This is a genomic window from Pontibaca salina, from assembly GCF_016307205.1.
Classification (GTDB): domain Bacteria; phylum Pseudomonadota; class Alphaproteobacteria; order Rhodobacterales; family Rhodobacteraceae; genus Pontibaca; species Pontibaca salina.
In genome coordinates, this window is record NZ_JAEIJD010000002.1 from 284434 (window position 1) to 302451 (window position 18018).

An 18018-nucleotide genomic window follows, 5' to 3' on the forward strand; every position below is an offset into this window, starting at 1 on the left:
AGTCCCTTGTCCCGAATGTTTTGCAGCGCTTTAGCGGGTTCGTCGTTGCGGTGCAACGCGTCACATCGCGGGCAAGGGGGCGACCCCGGTGCGCATGCGTGTCTGCGTGCCCCTATCGATGACCGTGCCGCTGCGCAACCGCTGCGCCCGTTGCTGCAGCCGGTCACGCCGCGCGATCAGTTCGGATTCCGATTTATCGGCTTCGTTGCCGCGTGCTTCGGTAGGGGTCAGCAGGGGATCCAGCGGCACAAGATCGGGATAGGGTGCCGCGCGCGCGGCGGCGTCAATCGTGGATGCCAGTTCAGGCTGGTCCGCGCATCCTGCAAGCAGCATCATCAAGGCCACAGCGGGCGGAACAGCGCGGAAAGGATGGGGCAGGGGCATGGTGGCACCGGGTTGATTTCAGGTCCAGTGATGCCGTCTGCGATCGGCGGGCGCAAGCGCGGGTTTTTTGGAGCGCCGGTCCGAGATCAACTCAGATCCTTTCGACCGTGATGTCGTCGCTGGCGTAAAATGCCAGATGATCCTTGATCGCGGCGACATTTTCTCGCGGGGCTTCATAGCTCCAGACAGCATCTTCCAAGGTCGCCGATTTGTTCACGATCGAATAATAATACGCGTCGCCCTTGGATGGGGAATGGGTGATGGTCGCACTGCGGTCGAGGAGTTGCATAGCAATGTCATCGCGCGGAAAGTAAAGCACCGGCGGCAAGTGACCCTCGCTGAGTTCCAGCACATTGCTGCTTTCGCCCAGCACCGCGCCACCCACACGTATGCACCAGGTTCCATCTGCCTTGCGAATTTTTATCGGATCGGCCATCGCGCTCTTCTCCCGTTCTTGCATGATAATACTTCCCGGAACAGTGCGCGATGCAAAGCCGCCGGGGACGACCGGACGTTTTTAGAACAGGACGCGGCGCGCGCGCAAGGTTTAGCGCGCTATTTGTTCAGATCGGCGCGGTCGCGGCCGTCAGCCAATTGCGCGCATTGTCGCCAAGGCGAGGAGCGATCTGCTCGGCCACGGTGCGGTGATAGGCATTCAACCAGTCGCGCTCGGGCTCCGTCAACATTTCGCCTCGGATCAGCCGGCGGTCGATGGGTGCAAAGGTCAGCGTGCGCCAAGCCAGCATCGCCCGTTCGGGATCGCCGCCGGGCAGGTCGGGGGCAGGCTCGACCACCAGCAGGTTTTCGATCCTGATGCCAAAGGCTCCTTCGCGGTAATAACCGGGTTCGTTGCTCAGGATCATGCCCGGTTCCAGCGGCACATGGCTGGTGCGGCTGAGCCGCTGCGGCCCTTCGTGAACGCTGAGATACGCGCCCACACCATGGCCCAGTCCATGATTGAAATCCTGCCCCGCCAGCCACAGAGGCATACGCCCGACCGCTTCGATATCGCGCCCGGCCAGCCCTTTGGGCCAGCGCAATCGGCTCATGGCGATCATGCCTTGCAGAACGCGGGTAAAGGCGGTGCGCTCCTCGGCACCGGGGGTGCCGATGGCGATGGTGCGGGTGATATCAGTGGTGCCATCCAGATATTGCCCGCCGCTGTCCAGCACCAGCAGGTCGCCATCGCGCAGCAATGTGTCAGTGTCGGTGGTGACGCGGTAATGCATGATCGCGCCGTTGGCGCCGGTGCCCGCGATGGTCTCAAAGCTGATATCGCGCAACGCTGGATCGGCGCGCCGGCGCTCCTCAAGCGCGCACACCACGTCGATTTCGGTGACGCTGCCGGGTGGCTGCGCGTCGAGCCAGGCCAGAGTTTCGACCACTGCGGCACCATCGCGCAGATGCACGGCCACGCTGCCCGCGATCTCGGCCGGGTTCTTACGTGCTTTGGGCAAGGCGCAGGGATCGTCGCCCTGAACTGCCCGGTCACCCAGTGCCTGCGCGATACGCTCGGGTACCGTGGTGTTGTCGATGCGCACTGGCTTGGGCAACTGCCCAAGCACCGGCAGTAGCGCATCGGGCGCATGTACGGTCACGCCATCGCCTAAGGGGCTGCCAAGGTCGGACAGCTTCTGGCTGGCCATGAACAGATCCACCTGCCCATCATCGTGCAGGATGGCAAAGCCGTGGGCGACCGGATTGCGGGGGATGTCGCTGCCGCGAATATTGAGCAGCCACATGATCGAATCCGGCAGGGTCAGCACTGCCGCCCGATGTCCGGAGTCGCGCAAGGTTTCGGCCAAGCGCGCGCGTTTCGAATCAGCGGTTTCACCCGCGTACTCAATGGGGTGTGGGCGCACCGGGTGCATCGGCGGGGGCGGCTGGTCCGTCCAAATACGATCCACAAGGTTCTCGCTTGCTGCCAGCGTGATGCCCGACCCCTCCAGCGCTTTGCGCGCCTGCGCAATCTCGCCCCGGGTATGCAGCCAGGGATCAAACCCGACTTTACCGCCCAGCGGCAGCTTTTCGCGCAGCCAGTCAGCCAGTCGCACATCCGGCCAGGGGACCGGCGTGAAGATATCGGCCACCTGCGCCTTGACCTGTGTGCGATAGCGCCCATCGACGAAGATGCCCGCATGTTCGGCCAGCACGGCGCAAAACCCGGCGGAACCGGTAAAGCCGGTCAGCCAGGCCAACCGGGCGTCGCGCGAAGCGACATATTCGCCCTGATGCGCATCGGCGCGCGGCACCAGAAACCCGTCCAGCCCCTTGGCGGCCATTTCCAGACGCAGCGCCCGCAATCGGGGCGGTCCCTGCTCGGGCCGGGCAGTGACGTCAAATGTCTGAAACATCGCGCGTTCCTTTTTCATGCTGAGACATCACATCGGAGCGCAGCGCCGGCCCAATCAGGCGACGTTGCGCAGGCCCAACACGCGCGCCCGTTTGCGCGGATCGCTGTCAAACAGGGCGGCCAGTTGTTCGGTTATCGCGCCGGCCAATTGATCGACATCGGTGATTGTGACCGCGCGGTTGTAATAGCGGGTCACGTCATGGCCGATCCCGATCGCCAACAGCTCGACCATCTTGCGCCGTTCGACCATGTCGATCACGTCACGCAGGTGCTTTTCGAGGTAGTTCGCCGGGTTCACTGACAACGTGCTGTCATCGACTGGCGCACCGTCAGAAATCACCATCAGGATCTTGCGCGCCTCGGTCCGCTTGGCCATCCGGCGATGCGCCCATTCCAAGGCTTCGCCGTCGATATTCTCTTTCAGCAGGCCCTCTTTCATCATCAGGCCTAGGTTGTTGCGGGCTCGACGCCAGGGCGCGTCAGCGGGTTTATAAATGATGTGGCGCAGATCGTTCAGGCGGCCCGGTTGCTCGGGGCGTCCGTCATTCAACCAAGCCTCGCGTGCTTGACCGCCTTTCCAGGCGCGGGTCGTGAAGCCGAGGATCTCGACCTTGACATCGCAGCGTTCCAGCGTGCGCGCCAGAACGTCGGCACAAATCGCGGCAATCGAAATCGGACGCCCCCGCATGCTGCCGGAATTATCCAGCAGCAGGGTTACAACTGTATCACGAAATTCGGTATCGTGCTCGACCTTGAAACTCAGCGGCGTGGTGGGGTTGGCAACCACACGGGCCAGCCTTCCGGCATCCAGAATTCCCTCTTCCTGATCAAATTCCCACGAGCGGCTTTGCTTGGCCTGAAGACGGCGCTGCAATTTGTTGGCCAGTCGTGAAACCGCGCCTTTCAGGGGATCAAGCTGCTGATCCAGATAGGCGCGCAACCGTTCCAGTTCCAATGGCTCGGCCAGTTCCTCGGCTTTGATCTCTTCGTCATGTGTGGACAGATAGACGCGGTAATTCGGGTCGGCATCACTGACGGAAGGTGGTGGCGGTTCTTGCGGCGAGTCGCCTTCGGGCATCTCGGCTTCTTCGCCCATCTCTTCGTCCGACAGGTCATCCATGCTGACTTGGGCTTGAGCCTCGTCTTGCTGGTCGTCCTGTTGCTGCTCGGGCTCGGCCTCGGCGCTGTCTTCGCTGTCATCTTCGCCGGTGCTGTCGGGCTCTTCCTCTTCCTCGCCGTCGTCTTCTGCTTCGTCTTCTTGATCTTGGTCCAGCGCATCAGGATCGTCGCCCAATTGATCGCCATAGCCGAGATCGGAAATGATCTGACGCGCCATCCGGGCGAATTCGACCTGATCCGACAGTGTGTCCTGCAGGCTCTCCAATGTGCCGCCGGCCTGTTCTTCAATGAAGCCCCGCCACAGATCCATGACATTTTGCGCACCAACCGGCAAATCGCGCCCGGTGGCCAAGTGGCGGATCAGATATCCGGCCGCCACCGGAAGCGGCGCGTCGCTCGCGTTGGTGATGCGCTCATAGCCGCGCTGCGCCGCCTCGTGAGCGATCTTCGCATCGATATTGCCGGCGGTTCCGGGCATTTCATGCGCGCCGATCGCCTGACAGCGCGCGGTTTCCATGGTTTCGTAAAGCTCGCGCGCAATGTCACCGGGCGGCGCATAGCGTGCGTGGGTGGCGGCGTCGTGATATCGGTGATGGAGAGCCAGTGCATCGGCGGTGCCGCGCGCCATCAGCACTTCGTCACGGCTCATGCGCCGGGAAATCTGGGGCAGCCGCATCGCCTCGCCTGACAGGCCGGAGGGATCGACCGAATAGCTCACGGTCAGGTCAGGGTCGTTCGCCATGACCTTGGTGGCCTCGGCCAGCGCCTTCTTGAATGGATCGGCGGGGTTATCGGATTGTCGGCTCATGTCGGATCCCGCAATTCTAGGTGGATGCACAGGTTATCTGCGCAAATTTCTCGACCGCTTCTAAAAGAGATCACGTCTTGCCGCTTTCTCCAAATGCCCTTTATGCGAGGGCGTACAATCAAGCATAATGCTCTGAAAATGCGGGTTTTAAGCTTGTAATCTCATTCACGGTGACAGGTCTGTGTGTAACAATTGTTGCACAAGATCAAGTTCGTTTCCAATGCAATTGTCCGGGTCTCGGTGGCGCGCCTGATGCCGGCGGGCACGGCAAAGGAACCGTTGGCAGATTTTGGTTGTTGGGTCGCTATCCTAACCCGAGCAAGGAGAACCAGATGTTCATGCCCAATATCAAGCAGCTTGCCGTCGCTGTGTCGGCCAGCGCCATGCTGGCGTTGCCAGCCTGCGCGGAAACCACCACCTATACCGCCGATCTGACGTCACGTGCAGAGGTGCCGCCCAATGACAGCACAGCGACCGGAACCGCCGAGGTCACTGTCGATAAAAATGCCGGCACGGTGTCATGGGCCGTAACGACTGAGAACCTCACAGGCGAGCCGACAGCCGCCCATATTCACGGACCGGCCAGCCCTGACGAGAACGCCCCGCCGGATATCGATATGTCAGGTGCACTGATGAACGGCAGTGCTGACATTACCGAGGCCCAGATCGGTGAGTTAAGAGATGGTAAGTACTATGTGAATGTCCACACCGAGGCGCACCCCGATGGTGAAATTCGAGGGCAATTGGACGCCGCAGAATAATCCTCACCGATAACCCAATCCCATCCCCTCTTGTTTAAGATGGGAAGGGGTTTATGTTAAGTATCACGTGTCTGCTCAACACAGATTTCCCCTGACCAGTGCCCTTCACGGCGCATGTGTGCAGGATATATCGTCGCCCGATCCGTCAGCCATTTGCGCCAGACCTTTGGGCGGTCAGAGTGTTCGTGCCAAGGCTCTTGTTATGTCAGCATGGATTTCAGAAAATCCGTGGTCTCGGGTGGATTATCCGGTACAAGTAAACGAGCGTGCACGCAGCTTCTTAGTTATCAACAAAGGAGAACTAGATGGATATTCCTCTGGAAATCGCATGGCATAATCTGGAAAAATCCGAAACTCTTGAGGCACGCATTCGCGAGCGCGTCGACAAGATGTCGCGCTATTTCAATCGGATCAATAGCTGCCGCATAGCGGTCGAGATGCCGCATCGAAGCCAGCACAACACCAAGGAGTTCCACCTGCGCATCGAGGTTCGGGTTCCGGAACACGAGATCGTTGTCAGCAACAATCCCGGCGACCGGCGCGACCATTTCGACCCGCTGATCACAATCCGCGATGCATTCGACGCCATGGACCGTCGGCTGGAAGAGCATTCCCGCAAGATGCGCGGTGAGGTCAAGACACTGAGCGGACCGCCGCATGGGACAATCATCCGCAAATTCGCGGATTACGGGTTCGTAAGACTGAGCGATGGGCAAGAAATTTACTTCGCACCCAATGCTGTCGTGTCGGGCGATTTCGAGGAATTGGAGGTCGGGTCAGCGGTTGAGATCACCGTTGCCGAGGGCGAAGGTGCCATGGGTCCGCAGGCGTCGATGGTGCGCTCGATCAGCAATGTGGCAATGGATGCGGATCGGCGACCCGACGGTTAAAGGCCCTTTGGCTTAATTTGTCCTGCGGGGTCGGCAGCTTGGAAAGCCGAGCTCCGACGGTTCGCTGCCTGCGCCTTTGATGTTCACGATCTGCATAGGAGGCACCGAAAAAGGGCAATGTTTGAGCAATGTCTGATTTGAAAGCCCTCCGGCATCGCATGGTCGATCAGCAGATTGCGGGCCGGGGCATCCGTGATCGCCACGTGCTGGCGGCGATGCGCAAGGTTCCCCGCGAATCCTTCGTCAGCCCCGAGCAATCTGCCGCTGCATATGGCGATCACCCGCTGCCTATCGGACAGGGGCAAACGATTTCGCAGCCCTATATCGTGGCTCGGATGATCGAGGCTGCGCGGATAGGTCCCGATCAACGCGTGTTGGAGATCGGCGCAGGTTCGGGCTATGCGGCGGCGGTCATCGCGGAAATAGCTGATGACGTCTATACGGTTGAGCGCCATCAAGCCTTGGGGGCGTCGGCGCGCGCACGCTTGCAGGCTGCAGGATATAATACCGTCCATGTGCAGATCGCCGATGGCACGCTGGGCTGGCCTGATGCGGCGCCTTATGATGCGATCATAGTTGCCGCCGGTGCCCCATCGGTGCCGCAAGCATTGAAAGAACAGTTGCGGGAAGGTGGCAGGCTGATCATTCCGGTTGGCACCGATAGCTGTACCCAGACATTAACGCGCCTGACCCGGACCGGTCCTGAGGAGTGGTGCGAAGAACGGCTCGCCTCGGTGCGGTTCGTGCCGCTGATCGGCGCGCAGGGCTGGACCTGACCTGGGGCTTCGGATCAGCTGCGGGGGTCAAGCAGCTTTGACAGGATATCGTTGCGGTTAATCTGACCAATCGGGTGCCCGTCCTCAAAAACGTATACCGGCCGGTCATGACCTTGGGCTTCACGCATGACAGTCTGGATCGTCGCATCCGGGGCCACCGATGGCGCGTCATCGGGGAGCACGAAGGCATGTGGCAGGGTGGTCGCCACATCACGTGCGCAGAGTACACCCAGCGGATTCATATGGGCGACAAAATCCGCGACATATCCGGTTGCAGGATTGGTGAAGATCTCTTGCGGGGTGCCGCATTGCACAATGCGCCCGCCTTCCATGATCGCGATGCGATCGCCCAGCTTGAATGCCTCGTCCAGATCGTGACTGACAAAGACGATGGTCCGCCGCAGACGTTTCTGAAGGTCCACCAGCTCATCCTGAAGCCGGGTCCGGATCAAGGGGTCGAGGGCCGAGAACGGTTCGTCCATCAGCAGGATCGGTGCGTCGGTGGCAAAGGCGCGCGCCAGTCCAACCCGTTGCTGCATGCCACCCGACAGTTCCGCGACCTTGTGTTCCCCCCATTCAGAGAGCCCGACCAGCGCCAGTTGCTCGGCCACCTTGGCGCGGCGGTCGCGGCGGGACATGCCCGACAGTTCCAGCCCCAGCCCCACATTTTCAGCGACACTGCGCCAAGGCAGCAGTCCGAACTGCTGGAATACCATCGCGATATGGCGCTGGCGCATCCGGCGCAATGTGGCGGCATCGGCATGGGTGACGTCGACCATTTCCTTGCCGTCATGCACCAGCACCGAACCCCGCGCCACGCGGTTCAGCCCGTTGACTGCACGCAGCAAAGTCGACTTGCCGGAACCAGACAGTCCCATCAACACGAGAATTTCACCTTCAGCCACGGTCAGGCTGCAATCATGGACACCAAGGATTTGCCCGGTTTGCTCTTGCACCTGTTCGCGTGAAAGACCCTCATCCATCAGCGGTAACGCTTTGGCGGGCGCGTCACCGAACACGATCGAGACGGAATCAAATTCGACGGCGGTGCGCATCAGCGACGCTCCACCCGCAACATGCGGTCGAGGATGATCGCCACCACCACGATGATGAACCCCGATTCAAACCCCAGCGCCGGGTTCACCTGATTAAGCGCCCGCACCACCGGCACGCCCAACCCATCGGCTCCGACCAGCGCCGCAATCACCACCATCGACAGCGACAGCATGATAGTCTGGTTCAGCCCCGCCATGATCTGCGGCAAGGCCGAGGGCAGCTCAACCTTCCACAGGGTCTGACGCGGCGTGGCACCAAAGGCACGGGCCGCCTCCAGCAGGGGCATCGGCGTCGACGAAATGCCAAGTTGGGTCAGCCGGATCGGTGCCGGCAGCACAAAAATCACGGTGGCGATCAGGCCCGGCACCATGCCGATGCCAAAGAACACGATGGCCGGGATCAGATAGACGAAAGTGGGCAGCGTCTGCATCAGGTCCAGAACCGGGCGCACCACCTTGAACAGCCGTGGGCGATGGGCCACGGCGATGCCGATGGGCACACCGACCCCCATGCACACCAGACAGGCCGCCAGCACCAGCGTCAGGCTTTCGGTCGTGGCCTCCCAATAGCCCTGATTGAGGATGAACAGAAAACCCGCGGCCACAAACAGGCACACGGTCCATCTGCGTTGCAAACCATAGGCCAGTGCAACGATCACGGCCACGACGACCAACGGGTGTGGTGTCTGAAAAAGCCACAACACCCCGTCGATCAAAGCGCGCATGGCTGTGGACAGCCCATCAAAAAACCACCCGCCATTGCTTTGCAGCCAGTCAAAAAGCCGCCCGGCGCTGCGCCCGACGGGAATTTTGGTATCGGTCAGCCAATCCATGGGGGCATCCTTTTATGGCGTGCAAAGCAGTGGCATTTACAGGGTGTCAGAGGCCCAGCGCATCCTTGGCCACTGGCAGCGCGTCGGAACTGCCGTCTGCCGTCGTGACCCCATCAAGCCAGGTTTCAACCATCTCGGGGTGTTCGAGCAGCCACGCCTTGGCAGCTTTTTGCGGTTCGATACCGTCATCCAGGATCGCGCCCATGATCTCATTTTCCATCGGCAGCGTAAACGACAGGTTATCAAGGAACTTGCCCATATTGGGGCATTCTTCGCCATAGCCCTTGCGGGTGTTGGTATAGACGGTCGCGCCGCCCAGATCGGGACCAAAATATTCGTCGCCGCCGGGCAGATAGGTCAGGTCGAAATTGGCGTTCATCGGATGCGGTTCCCACGCCAGAAATACGATGGGCGCGTCCTTGCTGCGCCGCACCTGCGCCAACATGCCCTGTTCAGAGGATTCCACCACTCTGAAATCTCCCAGTTTGAAGGCGTCTGCGTCGATCATCGCCTGAATCTGGCGGTTGCCGTCATTGCCCGGTTCGATGCCGTAGATCTTGTGATCCAGCGCATCGGCGTGGTCGGCGATGGTCGAGAAGCTTTCGATCCCGGCATCGGCACCGGCGGCATTGGTGGCAAGCGTATATTTCGCGCCTTCCAGATTGGCGCGCACCGTTTCGACGCTGCCATCCTCGCGATATTTCGCGATGTCGCCTTCCATCGTTGGCATCCAGTTGCCCAAGAATACGTCAATATCGCCCTTGGACAGCGATACATAGGTGACCGGCACCGACAGAACCTTGATGTCCACCTCATAGCCGATGGCTTCCAGCACGACGCTGGTGGCGGCGGTGGTCGAGGTAATATCGGTCCAGCCGACATCAGAAAAGCGTACGAGATCGCAATTGGCAAAGGCGGGGGCGGCGGTCAGTGCAAGGGCTGAAATCGTAGAAAGCAAACGCATGGGGAGGCTCCTGTCGGGGTTTTATTGATTGACGCATCAATACGAATCGGGTCTTGAGACGTTAATCGATACAATCGGACCGGCGCGATGGTTTCAACCGCGCTTGGTCGCGACGCTGTAAAATATGCTCAGGGCCGGGGTGTTAAACGATACCGCGCGCGATCCATTTATGCGCTGCTATTATCCCAAATAACACCCGTCGTCCCGCCCGAAACCTTTGCCGGAGGCCTCATGACTTATCCGACCCAACCCCAAGCCAGCCATTACATTGCCGGCGAATACGCCGAGGATACGTCCGGCGCGCCGATTCCGGTGATCTGCCCGGCGACCGGCGACACCATTGCCACGGTGCACGCTGCCACGCCCGCGCTGATCGAGCGCGCCATCACCGCCGCAGGTGAGGCGCAGCGCGCATGGGCGGCGCTGACGGGCACCGAGCGGGGCCGGATCTTGCGGCGCGCGGCGGACCTGATACGCGAGCGCAATCGCGATCTAAGTGTTCTGGAAACCCGAGACACGGGCAAGCCGCTTCAGGAGACACTGGTCGCCGACGCCACCAGTGGGGCTGATGCGTTGGAGTATTTTGGCGGTCTGGCGGGCACCCTGACCGGCGAACATATCCAATTGGGCGAGGATTGGGTCTATACGCGGCGCGAACCGCTGGGGGTCTGTCTGGGCATCGGGGCATGGAACTATCCCACCCAGATCGCCTGTTGGAAAGCCGCGCCGGCGCTGGCTTGCGGGAACGCGATGATCTTCAAACCATCCGAGACGACACCGCTTTCGGCACTAAAGGTCGCGGAGATTCTCACCGAGGCAGGGCTGCCGGCCGGGCTGTTTAACGTCTTGCAAGGGGCGGGCGATGTCGGGGCGGCGCTGGTCGAGGATCCGCGTATCGCCAAGGTGTCGCTGACCGGCTCGGTGCCCACGGGGCGCAAGATCTATGCCGCGGCCGCTGCGGGGATAAAACATGTCACTATGGAATTGGGCGGCAAATCGCCCCTGATCATCTTTGACGATGCCGATCTCGAAGACGCCGTGGGCGGTGCGATTCTGGGAAATTTTTACTCCTCCGGACAGGTCTGCTCGAATGGTACGCGCGTCTTCGTGCATCGTGCGATCAAAGAGAAATTCCTGAGCCGTTTGGCCGAGCGGATGCAAGGGGCAGTGCTCGGCGATCCGTTGGACGAGGCGACGAATTTCGGCCCGCTGGTCAGTGCAAGGCAGCTTGAGATCGTGCAAGATCATGTGGCACGGGCCAAAGCGAAAGGTGCGCGCCTGATTACCGGCGGCGAGGTGTTGGACCAGCCCGGCTTTTGGATCTCGCCGGCGGTGTTTGCCGATGTCAGTGACGATATGGCCATTGCCCGCGACGAGATTTTTGGCCCGGTCATGGCCGTGCTTGATTTCGAAACTGAAGACGAGGTGATCAGCCGGGCCAATGCCACCGAATTCGGGCTGTCAGCGGGTGTCTTTACCCGTGATATCTCGCGTGCGCATCGGGTTGTGGCACAGGTTCAGGCGGGCACCTGCTTTATCAATTCCTACAACGATGCGCCGGTCGAAGCGCCGTTCGGGGGCATGAAGGCCTCGGGGGTGGGGCGCGAAAACTCCAAGGCCGCGATCGCCCATTACAGCCAGTTGAAATCAGTCTATGTCCGCATGGGCCGGGTCGAAGCGCCATTCTGATCTGATTTTTAACGATTGCGAAAAAAAGCGACCCCAGGGAGGGAACCAAGGGGTCGTGCAGGCGTTATGGCGTCAAGAAGGCGATAAAACGCTCAAGCCCCCCAGGTGCGGACGTCGCCGCAGTCCATATGTACGAAGTTCGAGCGGGAATACCGCCCGACGCCGCCTGCGCGGCACGCCGCCGCAGCGCGTGCCATCTGATGGACCGAGCGCGACGACAAACGCAGGTCGGCGGCCTTTCCCGTCATATGAAGCGAGTTTTTGGCGACGCCACCCGACCGGCGGCGCAACATGGCGTTGGTTTTCGGACTGCGATAGCCCGACAGGAGCATGTAGGGCTCGTGAACATCCATGAGGTTGTGCGCGGCGGTCATGATGTCGATGGTGCGCAGGTCGACCTCTTTTACCTCATTTGTACGCCAGTCACGCATGAAGTAGTTGATTTCATTGATGGCGTCTTTGATATACTCGCCATCGATCCAATAGATCGTGTCAAGTCGCTCACCGGTGCGCCCCGAATACATTCGGATGCGCCGTACGTCGCCCCCGCCACGCAAAAAACCGGATGCATTTGCGAAAGTTGGGGCTGCTGTCACTGCGGTTGCTGCGAATGCGCCCAATAGGGCACGCCGGGTGAACCCCACGCCTTTTTGAACTGTCATGATAGTACTGCGCCGTCCCTTGCGAAGTTTCCTGCCTGCGGTCGATGTTACGTCCGCTTTTATTCTATCCATCCCCAGATGTGCGGATTGTATGCCACAGCTTGTTTGTCGATCCAAGGATAGAGTGCCGCAACTTTTACGCAGACCGGATTGCCAGCGGATTTTCGCCGAATCTGCGGCGCAGCGCTGATTCCTGTGAACCGATGCAGCTTTGCATCGCTTTGGCGTGAGATATGTCCCTGAGTGCATTGTCATTGGACATCTGCGGCGCTGTTTTTCAAGTTAATATGCGACTTTTAAGTCCGTCCCGGATGCATTTGTTTTCAAGGACCAGATTAGATGACTATCGTGCCACGCCGTTTCGCTTTGCTTTACGGAATGTTTCTCGTGCCGTTTTTCGTCCTGTTTTCCGGCGGGGTCGGGGTGGCTCAGGCGCAGGTCACGGCCTTTAAGCAAGCCGTGGCAGAAGCAGCCGCTGATGATGATGACGTTGCCGCCTATTACCGCCAGGTCGGGTATGCGCCGCTTTGGACCGGTGAGGGTGAAGAATTTCGTGCCCGCCGTGCCGCGCTGTTTCATGCGCTGGAGAATGTGCCGTTGCATGGTCTTGCAAGCCGCATATATGACATCGACGGGTTGATCGCGCGAATGAAAGATGTGGGCAGCAGCCGCGAGTTGGGGCTGGTCGAGGTCGCACTAAGCCGCACATTCATAGCCTATGCGCAAGATGTTCAGACCGGCATGCTGGTGCCATCGGAAATCGACTCCGGGATCGTGCGTGAAGTGGCCTATCGTAACCGCACCGAAACGCTGAACCAGTTCGCGCACGCGGTCCGGCCGGCAGATTTCATTGCCACATTGCCGCCCGAAACCCCAGAGTATCGCGCATTGATGAAGGCCAAGCTGGATCTGGAAAAAGGGATCGCCGAGGGCGGCTGGGGGCCAGTGGTGCAGGGGTCTATCTTGAGACCCGGAGAAACTGGCGACGCTTTAATCAGCCTGCGCAACCGGCTGATTTCAATGGGCTATATGGCGCGCTCGGCCAGTCATGAATACGACGCGACCCTGCAGGCTGCAGTGCAGGCGTTTCAAATTGATCACGGGTTGCAGCCTGACGGTATCGCTGGCCCCAATACCCTTGCACAGATCAACGTTCCGATGGAGGATCGCCTGAAATCGGTCATCGTCGCGCTGGAGCGGGAGCGCTGGTTCAATATGGATCGGGGCGCGCGGCACATTCTGGTCAATATGACCGATTTTTCGACCCGGATTATCGACCGAGGCGAGGTGACGTTCGAAACCCGGTCGGTCATCGGCAAGAATACCAGTGCCCTTCGCAGCCCCGAGTTTTCCGACATGATGACCCATATGGTGGTCAATCCCAGCTGGTATGTTCCCCGCTCGATCGTGACACAGGAATATCTGCCTCAATTGCGGCGCAACCCTCATGCGGTTGGCCATATCGAGATCACCGACAGCCGGGGACGGCGGGTGAACCGCGATGCCGTAGATTTTTCGCAATATTCGGCCCGCAACTTCCCTTTTTCGATGCGCCAGCCGCCCAGCAATCGCAATGCGCTGGGGCTGGTCAAATTCATGTTCCCCAATAAATACAGCATCTATTTGCACGACACGCCGTCTAAATCGCTGTTCAACCACGATACACGGGCGTTTTCTCATGGCTGTATCCGGCTGGCTGATCCGTTCGATTTTGCCTATGCGCTGCTGTCGCGCCAGACAGACAATCCCAAGGGTCTGTTTCATTCCACTTTGAACACTGGACGCGAAACCCGCATCAATATCGAACCAGCGGTACCAGTCCACCTGATTTATCGGACCGCCTTCACCGGTGAAAAGGGGCGGATCGAGTATCGCGGGGATGTCTATGGTCGGGATGCGCGGATCTGGGAGGCACTGGAGCGCACGGGGGTGGCCTTGGCCGGCGTTCAGGGATAATCATGGCCGTCGATGCAATTGGTGAGGGGCGCGATGACTTATACCATTCAGCAGATCGCGGCGGCGCTGGGGGCCGAGGCGGTCGGCGACACGGCGCTGACCATAACGCGTGCGGCCGAACCGGCGATGGCAGGCCCGGAGGATCTCGCGCTTGCCATGTCGCCGCAATACGGTGACGCGCTGGCACAGGGTAAGGCGCGCGCCGCAATCCTGTGGCCCGAGGCCGATTGGCAAGCAATGGGGCTCGCCGCTGCGATCTTTACGCCGCGCCCGCGCCGGGCAATGGCGGGGCTGACCGCTTTGATGGATCCGGGTCAGGAATTTGCGCCCGGTATCCATCCCAACGCGGTGATCGATCCCACCGCCCAGATCGGGGCCGATGTTTCGATCGGGCCGTTTTCCGTGATCGGAGCCAATGTGCAGATTGGCGCGCGCTCGGTTATCGGGCCGCATTGCCATGTCGGGGCACATGCTGTTCTGGGCGAGGATGCGCAGTTGCGTGAAATGGTCAGCCTCGGCGCGCGGGTTCGGATTGGCGACCGGTTCATCGCGCAACCGGGAGCGCGGATCGGGGCGGACGGGTTTTCCTTTGTCACCCCCGAAGTCTCAGGCGCCGAGAACGTGCGCAAGACCATGGGCGACATCGGCGATGCGCAAGCGCAAAGCTGGACGCGCATCCATTCGCTGGGCGGGGTCGAAATTGGTGATGATGTCGAGGTCGGCGCCAATAGCACGGTGGACAGCGGCACAATTCGCGCCACGATGATCGGCAATGGCACAAAACTCGATAACCTTGTGCATGTCGGCCATAATACCCGGGTCGGACGCGATTGTCTGTTATGTGGCCAAGTTGGTGTCTCGGGTTCTGTCGATATTGGCAACAACGTGGTATTGGGCGGGCAGGTCGGTGTCGTTGATAATATTTTCATCGGCGACGGAGTGGTCGCGGGGGGCGGCACCAAAATCCTATCCAACGTACCCGCCGGACGCGCAGTCATGGGATATCCGGCTATAAAAATGCAAACCCATACCGAGATTTATAAGGCGCAGCGCCGTCTGCCGCGGGTGCTGCGTGATGTCGCGGCGTTGAAAAACGCGGTTTTCAATCGCGACTCGAACGACTAAGTGAATCGCAATACCGTAGCTCAGGATGCCGAGATGACCATTCGTGACAAGGTGATTGCTATCATCGCCGAACAGGCCGTGCTGGACCCGTCGGATATCCGTATGGACAGTACGTTACAGGATTTGGGGATCGACAGTCTGGGGCTGGTCGAGAGCATCTTTGCCATCGAGGAAGAGTTCGATATATCGGTTCCCTTCAACGCCAATGAACCCGAGGCGAGCGATTTCGACATTTCCAGCGTCGCTTCGATCATCGGGGGTATCGAAAAACTGAAAGCGGAACAGGCGTGAACCGGGCCGCGCACGCATGAAACGCGTCGTTATCACCGGCGCGGGCACGATCAATGCGTTGGGACACGATGTGTCCGCAACGCTGGACGCGATGCGCGAGGGCCGTTGTGGTATCGGCGACCTGGAATTTCGCGATGTCGAACGGTTGATGATCCGCATCGGCGGACAGGTGCGCGGGTTCGAGGCCGAGGGCCATTTCAACCGCCAACAAATGTCGCTTTACGACCGTTTTACGCAATTTACCTTGCTCGCCTCGAAAGAGGCGATCGGGCAGTCAGGGCTCGAGTTCAGCGGTGATCTGGCGGCGCGTTCGGGTGTGGTTCTGGGCACCGCCGGAGGCGGGGTCAGCACCTGGGACGACAATTACCGCAGCGTCTATGAGGACGGCAAAAACCGGGTGCATCCTTTCGTGGTGCCCAAGCTGATGAATAATGCCGCCGCAAGCCATGTCAGCATGGAGTACAACCTGAAAGGCCCGTCGTTCACCGTTTCGACGGCTTGCGCCTCGTCCAATCACGCAATGGCGCTGGCCTTTCAGATGGTGCGTTCGGGGGCGGCGCCGTCGATGATCACGGGCGGTTCGGAATCGATGCTGTGTTTTGGCGGGGTGAAGGCGTGGGAAGGGTTGCGGGTCATGTCAAAGGACGCCTGCCGTCCGTTCTCGGCCAACCGCAACGGCATGGTGCAGGGCGAGGGGGCTGGTATCTTCGTGTTCGAAGAATACGAACACGCCCGTGCGCGCGGTGCCGAAATTCTGGCCGAGGTGATCGGCTATGCGATGACTTCGGACGCTGCGGATATCGTCATGCCGTCGAAACAGGGCGCGGCGCGAGCGATGGCCGGGGCCCTCGCAGATGCGCACGTGAACGCTGCGGAAGTGGGGTATATCAATGCCCACGGCACCGGCACGACGGCCAATGACAAAACCGAATGTGCCGCCGTTGCCGATGTGTTCGGAGCCCATGCGGACAAGTTGATGATCTCATCAACCAAGTCGATGCATGGTCACCTGATCGGCGGCACCGGTGCTGTCGAATTGCTGGCTTGTATCATGGCAGTGCGCGACGGCGTGATCGCGCCAACCATCGGCTATCAAGAGCCAGACCCCGAATGTGCGCTGGATGTGGTCCCCAATGCTGCGCGCGAAGCGCCGATTGAGGTGGCATTGTCGAACGCGTTTGCCTTTGGCGGTTTGAACGCGGTGTTGGCGCTGCGGCGGTTTCAATAGAATAAACCGCCGCGACGGGTCGCGACGGTTAAAAGTACGCTTAAGCAGAATTTATTGCTCGACCACATCCACCGCGTCAAATCCGGCGGTAAATCCGTTCAGCGACATCGTCAGTTCGACTTCCTGATCCGGGGCCGGAGCGGGGCGCAGCGCCACCGTGGCGGCCTTGCCGCGCTTGAACGCGTTGATGTCTTCCTGAGTAAGGCCGATCTGTGCAACACAGCCCATTTCGGTGCAGAAGGAGTAATTATAACGCTTTCCGGCTGCTTGATCGACCGAGATGGTCAGTTGCGCAGGCAGCAGGGTTTCCAGCGGCACGACAACCGATGCGCCTGCAACGGCTTGGCCCTGGCCGGCAATGCGAAATAGCGAGATTTCTGCGACTGCGTTATCATTATCGTCACGCAGAATCTGCAGCAGCGAACAGGGGTCTTTGTCCATCTCTGTCTTGATGCAGGCCAGATCCCAGTCACCGAACTTTTGCTTGGAGTATCGCTCACCCAGTTGGGGTTCACCACTGCTTGAGGGAACGGGCTGACCCAGATCCAACTGCGCATCTGTTTCCGTCGGTGCCTCGCTGGAATTGGGCGCGTCGCTCGCGCTGTTATCGGCGGGTGCGGCCTCGGAAGTGGTCGTCTGGTCGGCGGCGGACGTGTCGGCGCCCTGGGCATAAGCGCCTGCTGTCAGCGCGATTACGGCCAGAATAGACAGGGGTGAAATATGTTTGAGCATCTGGTCTCTCGTGATTGCAGGAATGGTTCGTGGGTTGGGTAGCACGCAGTCCAGTCAATGTCAGGAATTTCTGTATTGATCGGAATGAAAATAAGCGCAAAACGTAACAAAAAAGGGGTCGGATAGACCCCTTTTTCATCTTTAACCTCTCCCCGTCGGACTTGGCCGACTTATATCAATGAGACGTTACGTACGTAAATCACATGGGTCAATAGAGAAAACACATGAAGCCTTTTGCTGTTGCGGTGAAAGTTTCTGTTGGGAAAAAGGGTCAGCGCAGGGAAAGGGGGCGTACGCCTAGGCACGGCAAGTCTGACCGGGAAGAAAGGTTCGCCAAGTAGATATGAGCAGCGAACGAATTAACTATGTCAGGCTAAGGCTAATTTTGTATG

General features: G+C 59.9%; 17 protein-coding genes. 8 read left to right on the forward strand and 9 right to left on the reverse strand.

All coding sequences use genetic code 11. The features are described 5' to 3' along the window. Positions 1-60: 60 nt before the first annotated feature. From JAO82_RS04075 to cobT, 4 genes are all read right to left on the reverse strand, one after another. Entirely contained in the window at positions 61-384 is a 324-nt protein-coding gene (locus JAO82_RS04075; RefSeq protein WP_198685070.1) for a hypothetical protein, read from the reverse strand. 91 nt (positions 385-475) lie between these two features. Then, positions 476-820, reverse strand: a complete 345-nt coding sequence (locus JAO82_RS04080; protein WP_198685228.1) for a DUF427 domain-containing protein — start codon at positions 818-820, stop codon at positions 476-478. A gap of 127 nt (positions 821-947) precedes the next feature. Beyond that, entirely contained in the window at positions 948-2738 is a 1791-nt protein-coding gene (locus JAO82_RS04085) for an aminopeptidase P family protein (protein WP_198685071.1), read from the reverse strand. Between the two features lie 54 nt (positions 2739-2792). Beyond that, the gene (gene cobT / locus JAO82_RS04090) at positions 2793-4664 is read right to left on the reverse strand and encodes a cobaltochelatase subunit CobT (RefSeq protein ID WP_198685072.1); all 1872 of its coding nucleotides are present in this window, start codon (positions 4662-4664) and stop codon (positions 2793-2795) included. A gap of 332 nt (positions 4665-4996) precedes the next feature. Here cobT and JAO82_RS04095 point away from each other — a divergent pair, with 332 nt between their 5' ends. The 3 genes from JAO82_RS04095 to JAO82_RS04105 all read left to right on the forward strand — a co-directional run bounded on the left by JAO82_RS04095 (position 4997) and on the right by JAO82_RS04105 (position 7091). Further along, complete coding sequence (locus JAO82_RS04095; protein WP_198685073.1) at positions 4997-5425, forward strand: CHRD domain-containing protein; 429 nt, start codon at positions 4997-4999, stop codon at positions 5423-5425. A gap of 305 nt (positions 5426-5730) precedes the next feature. Continuing rightward, on the forward strand, positions 5731-6315 hold the full coding sequence (locus JAO82_RS04100; RefSeq protein WP_198685074.1) for an HPF/RaiA family ribosome-associated protein: 585 nt from the start codon (positions 5731-5733) through the stop codon (positions 6313-6315). Between the two features lie 128 nt (positions 6316-6443). Beyond that, positions 6444-7091: a protein-L-isoaspartate(D-aspartate) O-methyltransferase gene (locus tag JAO82_RS04105; RefSeq protein ID WP_232897211.1), complete on the forward strand. Its 648-nt coding sequence runs from the start codon at positions 6444-6446 to the stop codon at positions 7089-7091. 14 nt (positions 7092-7105) lie between these two features. Here JAO82_RS04105 and choV read toward each other — a convergent pair whose 3' ends face one another. Genes choV through JAO82_RS04120 form a run of 3 tightly spaced genes read right to left on the reverse strand, consistent with a single transcriptional unit; the run spans position 7106 to position 9943 of the window. After that, positions 7106-8146, reverse strand: coding sequence for a choline ABC transporter ATP-binding protein (gene choV / locus JAO82_RS04110; RefSeq protein WP_198685075.1), 1041 nt, complete (start codon positions 8144-8146; stop codon positions 7106-7108). Continuing rightward, the gene (choW, locus tag JAO82_RS04115; protein WP_198685076.1) at positions 8146-8979 is read right to left on the reverse strand and encodes a choline ABC transporter permease subunit; all 834 of its coding nucleotides are present in this window, start codon (positions 8977-8979) and stop codon (positions 8146-8148) included. Before choW ends, choV begins: the two co-directional genes overlap by 1 nt. A gap of 46 nt (positions 8980-9025) precedes the next feature. Beyond that, entirely contained in the window at positions 9026-9943 is a 918-nt protein-coding gene (locus JAO82_RS04120) for a choline ABC transporter substrate-binding protein (protein WP_198685077.1), read from the reverse strand. A gap of 231 nt (positions 9944-10174) precedes the next feature. Between JAO82_RS04120 and betB the strand changes: the two genes are divergently transcribed. After that, positions 10175-11632 (forward strand): betaine-aldehyde dehydrogenase, encoded by a 1458-nt coding sequence (betB, locus tag JAO82_RS04125; RefSeq protein WP_198685078.1) that lies wholly within the window; start codon positions 10175-10177, stop codon positions 11630-11632. Positions 11633-11724: 92 nt separating this feature from the next. Here betB and JAO82_RS04130 read toward each other — a convergent pair whose 3' ends face one another. Then, positions 11725-12294: a YcbK family protein gene (locus tag JAO82_RS04130; protein ID WP_198685079.1), complete on the reverse strand. Its 570-nt coding sequence runs from the start codon at positions 12292-12294 to the stop codon at positions 11725-11727. A 339-nt stretch (positions 12295-12633) separates the two neighbouring features. On the opposite strand from JAO82_RS04130, the gene JAO82_RS04135 reads away from it, so the two are divergent. Genes JAO82_RS04135 through JAO82_RS04150 form a run of 4 tightly spaced genes read left to right on the forward strand, consistent with a single transcriptional unit; the run spans position 12634 to position 16894 of the window. Then, positions 12634-14250, forward strand: a complete 1617-nt coding sequence (locus JAO82_RS04135) for a L,D-transpeptidase family protein (protein ID WP_198685080.1) — start codon at positions 12634-12636, stop codon at positions 14248-14250. A gap of 33 nt (positions 14251-14283) precedes the next feature. Further along, positions 14284-15375, forward strand: a complete 1092-nt coding sequence (lpxD, locus tag JAO82_RS04140) for a UDP-3-O-(3-hydroxymyristoyl)glucosamine N-acyltransferase (protein ID WP_198685081.1) — start codon at positions 14284-14286, stop codon at positions 15373-15375. A gap of 33 nt (positions 15376-15408) precedes the next feature. Further along, entirely contained in the window at positions 15409-15666 is a 258-nt protein-coding gene (locus JAO82_RS04145; protein ID WP_198685082.1) for an acyl carrier protein, read from the forward strand. Positions 15667-15682: 16 nt separating this feature from the next. Next, positions 15683-16894, forward strand: coding sequence for a beta-ketoacyl-[acyl-carrier-protein] synthase family protein (locus tag JAO82_RS04150; RefSeq protein ID WP_198685083.1), 1212 nt, complete (start codon positions 15683-15685; stop codon positions 16892-16894). Positions 16895-16945: 51 nt separating this feature from the next. Here JAO82_RS04150 and JAO82_RS04155 read toward each other — a convergent pair whose 3' ends face one another. Beyond that, positions 16946-17626 carry an invasion associated locus B family protein gene (locus JAO82_RS04155; protein ID WP_198685084.1) on the reverse strand — a complete coding sequence of 227 codons (681 nt, stop codon included), beginning with the start codon at positions 17624-17626 and terminating at the stop codon, positions 16946-16948. Between the last annotated feature and the right edge of the window lie 392 nt (positions 17627-18018).

Excerpts from the sequence above, each read along its gene's own strand:
- JAO82_RS04095 (WP_198685073.1), top strand. The coding sequence starts at position 4,997 with ATGTTCATGCCCAATATCAAGCAGCTTGCCGTCGCTGTGTCGGCCAGC.
- JAO82_RS04100 (WP_198685074.1), top strand. The coding sequence starts at position 5,731 with ATGGATATTCCTCTGGAAATCGCATGGCATAATCTGGAAAAATCCGAA.
- cobT (WP_198685072.1), bottom strand. The coding sequence starts at position 4,664 with ATGAGCCGACAATCCGATAACCCCGCCGATCCATTCAAGAAGGCGCTG.
- choW (WP_198685076.1), bottom strand. The coding sequence starts at position 8,979 with ATGGATTGGCTGACCGATACCAAAATTCCCGTCGGGCGCAGCGCCGGG.
- JAO82_RS04150 (WP_198685083.1), top strand. The coding sequence starts at position 15,683 with ATGAAACGCGTCGTTATCACCGGCGCGGGCACGATCAATGCGTTGGGA.
- JAO82_RS04135 (WP_198685080.1), top strand. The coding sequence starts at position 12,634 with ATGACTATCGTGCCACGCCGTTTCGCTTTGCTTTACGGAATGTTTCTC.
- betB (WP_198685078.1), top strand. The coding sequence starts at position 10,175 with ATGACTTATCCGACCCAACCCCAAGCCAGCCATTACATTGCCGGCGAA.
- choV (WP_198685075.1), bottom strand. The coding sequence starts at position 8,146 with ATGCGCACCGCCGTCGAATTTGATTCCGTCTCGATCGTGTTCGGTGAC.
- JAO82_RS04080 (WP_198685228.1), bottom strand. The coding sequence starts at position 820 with ATGGCCGATCCGATAAAAATTCGCAAGGCAGATGGAACCTGGTGCATA.
- JAO82_RS04075 (WP_198685070.1), bottom strand. The coding sequence starts at position 384 with ATGCCCCTGCCCCATCCTTTCCGCGCTGTTCCGCCCGCTGTGGCCTTG.
- lpxD (WP_198685081.1), top strand. The coding sequence starts at position 14,284 with ATGACTTATACCATTCAGCAGATCGCGGCGGCGCTGGGGGCCGAGGCG.
- JAO82_RS04105 (WP_232897211.1), top strand. The coding sequence starts at position 6,444 with ATGTCTGATTTGAAAGCCCTCCGGCATCGCATGGTCGATCAGCAGATT.
- JAO82_RS04130 (WP_198685079.1), bottom strand. The coding sequence starts at position 12,294 with ATGACAGTTCAAAAAGGCGTGGGGTTCACCCGGCGTGCCCTATTGGGC.
- JAO82_RS04145 (WP_198685082.1), top strand. The coding sequence starts at position 15,409 with ATGACCATTCGTGACAAGGTGATTGCTATCATCGCCGAACAGGCCGTG.
- JAO82_RS04120 (WP_198685077.1), bottom strand. The coding sequence starts at position 9,943 with ATGCGTTTGCTTTCTACGATTTCAGCCCTTGCACTGACCGCCGCCCCC.
- JAO82_RS04085 (WP_198685071.1), bottom strand. The coding sequence starts at position 2,738 with ATGTTTCAGACATTTGACGTCACTGCCCGGCCCGAGCAGGGACCGCCC.
- JAO82_RS04155 (WP_198685084.1), bottom strand. The coding sequence starts at position 17,626 with ATGCTCAAACATATTTCACCCCTGTCTATTCTGGCCGTAATCGCGCTG.